General features: G+C 43.3%; 4 protein-coding genes. 2 read left to right on the top strand and 2 right to left on the bottom strand.

What is annotated here, in order from left to right:
- Both FEK42_RS22705 and FEK42_RS22700 read left to right on the top strand, forming a co-directional pair.
- On the top strand, positions 1-954 hold a 954-nt coding region (locus FEK42_RS22705), incomplete at its 5' end, for a DUF968 domain-containing protein (RefSeq protein ID WP_138211990.1).
- Between the two features lie 17 nt (positions 955-971).
- Positions 972-1,319, top strand: a complete 348-nt coding sequence (locus FEK42_RS22700) for an antiterminator Q family protein (RefSeq protein ID WP_135491988.1) — start codon at positions 972-974, stop codon at positions 1,317-1,319.
- 19 nt (positions 1,320-1,338) lie between these two features.
- On the opposite strand, the gene FEK42_RS22695 is transcribed toward FEK42_RS22700, so the two are convergent.
- Together FEK42_RS22695 and FEK42_RS22690 are read right to left on the bottom strand one after the other, a co-directional pair.
- The gene (locus FEK42_RS22695; RefSeq protein WP_198406512.1) at positions 1,339-1,908 is read right to left on the bottom strand and encodes a hypothetical protein; all 570 of its coding nucleotides are present in this window, start codon (positions 1,906-1,908) and stop codon (positions 1,339-1,341) included.
- 32 nt (positions 1,909-1,940) lie between these two features.
- Positions 1,941-2,876: a hypothetical protein gene (locus FEK42_RS22690; protein ID WP_047653678.1), complete on the bottom strand. Its 936-nt coding sequence runs from the start codon at positions 2,874-2,876 to the stop codon at positions 1,941-1,943.
- Positions 2,877-3,081: the final 205 nt, after the last annotated feature.

The raw sequence follows: 3,081 nt of genomic DNA, 5'->3' as shown, positions 1-3,081 counted from the left end.
ATGGGGATCGTATTGTTCAGACCAGGTTCAGAACTGATGCCCCTGTTTATGCAGGGGCGTGTCCTGCTGGAGCCTGAGCCGGAACGTTATTCATCTTTCGCCAGTGGTGCCGTTCCGGCAGCATCACAACCGCTGGCGGATGATCCTGCCGTTCGGGCCGTGTTCCGCAATGAGGCAGTGATCCGTCGTGCTGGTGGCGTGGAATGTCTTGAAAGCTGGTTACTTCGTGAAAAAGGCTGTCAGTGGCCTCACTCCGACTGGCACAGCGAAAACATGACCACAACGCGCCATGCGCCGGGCGCAATCCGTCTGTGCTGGCACTGCGATAACCAGTTGCGTGACCAGTTCACGGAACGGCTGGAATCAATGGCAACGGATAACTGTGCCCGCTGGGTGTTATCTGTTGTGCGCCGTGATCTCGGTTTTGATGATAGTCACGTTGTGACAATGCCGGAACTGTGCTGGTGGCTGGTTCGTAATGACCTGGCGGATGCCTTACCGGAAAGTGCAGCCCGTAAGGCACTGAGATTACCGAAGCCTGTTGTGCCGTCTGTCACCCGGGAAAGTGACCTTGTTCCTTCGGTTCCTGCCACCAGCATCATCCAGGATAAAGCGAAAAAGGTGCTGTCGCTGGAAGTGGATCCGGAGTCGCCGGAGTCTTTTATGTTACGCCCCAAACGTCGCCGTTGGGTTAATGAAAAGTACACGCGCTGGGTTAAGACTCAGCCGTGTGCATGTTGTGGAAAGCCTGCTGATGATCCCCACCACCTGATAGGCCACGGTCAGGGTGGAATGGGTACAAAAGCACATGACCTCTTTGTGTTGCCTTTGTGCAGAAAGCATCACGACGAGCTGCATGCGGATACCGTGGCATTTGAAGAGAAGTATGGCTCCCAGCTGGAGTTGATATTTCGTTTTATCGATCGTGCGCTGGCAATTGGCGTGCTGGCCTGATTTTGTGGAGAAAGTTGATGCGTGACATGTATGAAGTTTTGGACCGCTGGGGAGCATGGGCTGCAGCAGATAACAGTAGTGTGGACTGGCAGCCGATAGCTGCAGGCTTCAAGGGGCTTTTACCTCATGGCAAAAAGTCCCGGATTCAGTGTGATGATGACGAAGGCATTATGATAGACAGTTGTGTGGCTCGGTTGAGAAAGTATAAACCAGAGGAATATGAGCTAATCATAGCTCACTTTGTCATTGGTATCTCATTACGCACTATTGCCAAGAAGAGAAGATGTTCAGATGGCACAGTTAGGAAAAAATTGCAGACTGCCTTGGGGTTTGTTGAAGGATGTATTTGTTTGATTGAGTTCTAAAAAGAATGAGGCGTAAGCCTCATTCTTTATCTTTAATTATAAGTTTCGATTTTTCATCATGCATTTTGTCTATCATAAAATACATACCTAATGCCGTTGTGTATATAATGTTGCATATGGTACTTAAATAAATAAACAAAAGTAATGATTTCACTAGTGGATATGATGAAAGGTGTAATTCCTTGATGCTTGCGCTGGTTAGTTGAAGTGCTCCTCCAACGAAATACAGCGCGATGCTCATAAACGCTAAATAACCAAATAGATAAGTGAGGAATTTACGCCTTGTAAGTTTTTTACCTTTTAATACCGGAGGTATGCCATGCATAACTTCATCCATACCATCCTTACTGAAGGTTGCAACTGCAGCCATAGATGCAATGTAAAAACCAGATAGTATTTGAAGTATCCCGTTTACTAAAGACACAAGACTATCCTTCCCGAGAAGTGAGATGGTTTTCGGTAAGTAATAGATGGATAAAGTAATAATTGCAGCAGTGAAAATGGGTAAAACCCAGTCAAAAAATCGCTTCTCAGGATGCTTTATGCGTAGGTAGTCTATAGGTGTAAAAACCTTAGATAAAACATACATATATGCCTCCTTTTGACAGGTTTTCCATGCCTTCACTTTAACATAAAGTTTTGCATTTTTGCGAGAAGTTCTTCGTGAAATGCTGTTTGGCAAACGGCAATTGTTGATGCCAACACTGCTTTTTCACGTTGTGCCAATTGTGCTGTTGCGAGTTCCTGTAAGCTCATTTCTTTTCCGATGGAAACAAGATCTGATGAAACGCGTTTATTTTTGTCTTTATAAGAAATTCTTAACATTGTATACTTTCTACCACGAAGTTTGTCATATGCAGACTTAATCGCCTTAATTGCACCCTCTCCGCGACGTATTTTTGTTGATAGCTTTAGTGTTTCTTCTTCAACCATTACTGTGCCATCATCATCTAAAGAGTTATCTTTAAAGCGACGAGTAGCAGTAAGTCCACATAAATAACCAGTGGATAGAGATTGCTCAAGTGTTGTTGCAGCCAAAAAATCAATGTCGAAAATAGGTCTGCACTTAAGTTCTTTTTTCCCTCCTGAACGGATAAAGGAAAAATTATTTTCTCGCAGGAAATAAGTTAAAGCTTGGGCTAATAAACCTCTGGTAATGCCCGGAACTTCTTCTAAAATTGCCTCATAACAATCTTGGAATGATGAGTCGCTCGGTCTTTTTTTGATAAGCACATGAGCAGAGTACCCCATACCTTCATCATTTTGCTTTTTCTCAATTCTGGTTTCACCAGTTTTTATGTTGGAAAAGGCGGGATCAGAAGCATCTTTATTTATATATTGAAAAAGCAATTTCAGGTAATTTTCATCGTCTTTTATGGATAGCAATCTTATGACAGAACGTCCTTTGTTTAATTCGTAAACAGCTTCTCCTTTGTTATAGCGATTTTTTAAAACAGGAATACAGTTTACTAAAGGCATGTCAGGTGCGTCATTAGGATACTTCTTTAAAGTAACCTGGCATTTGATCATGAAACGTTCATTATCTCCCAAGAGCATATCTGTTCCTTATACGAGCACTAATACTGATTGCTGTTTTTAGTTCAGCAGAACCAAAGGTTAACTGATTGTGCTTGATAGTATATATTTTTCACTAACGCGTACGCAAAAAGTATTGTATCGTGTTAAGAGTGGTTACTTCGCCACACAACTTAAACCCGCCGCTGAGCGGTTTTTTTGTACCTGTAAACTTGGTGCAGTACAG

This window comes from Escherichia sp. E2748 (genome assembly GCF_005781125.1).
Taxonomy (GTDB): Bacteria; Pseudomonadota; Gammaproteobacteria; order Enterobacterales; family Enterobacteriaceae; genus Escherichia.
The sequence above is the reverse complement of the archived record's forward strand: the minus strand, read 5'-3'. Positions and strand labels throughout refer to the sequence as shown.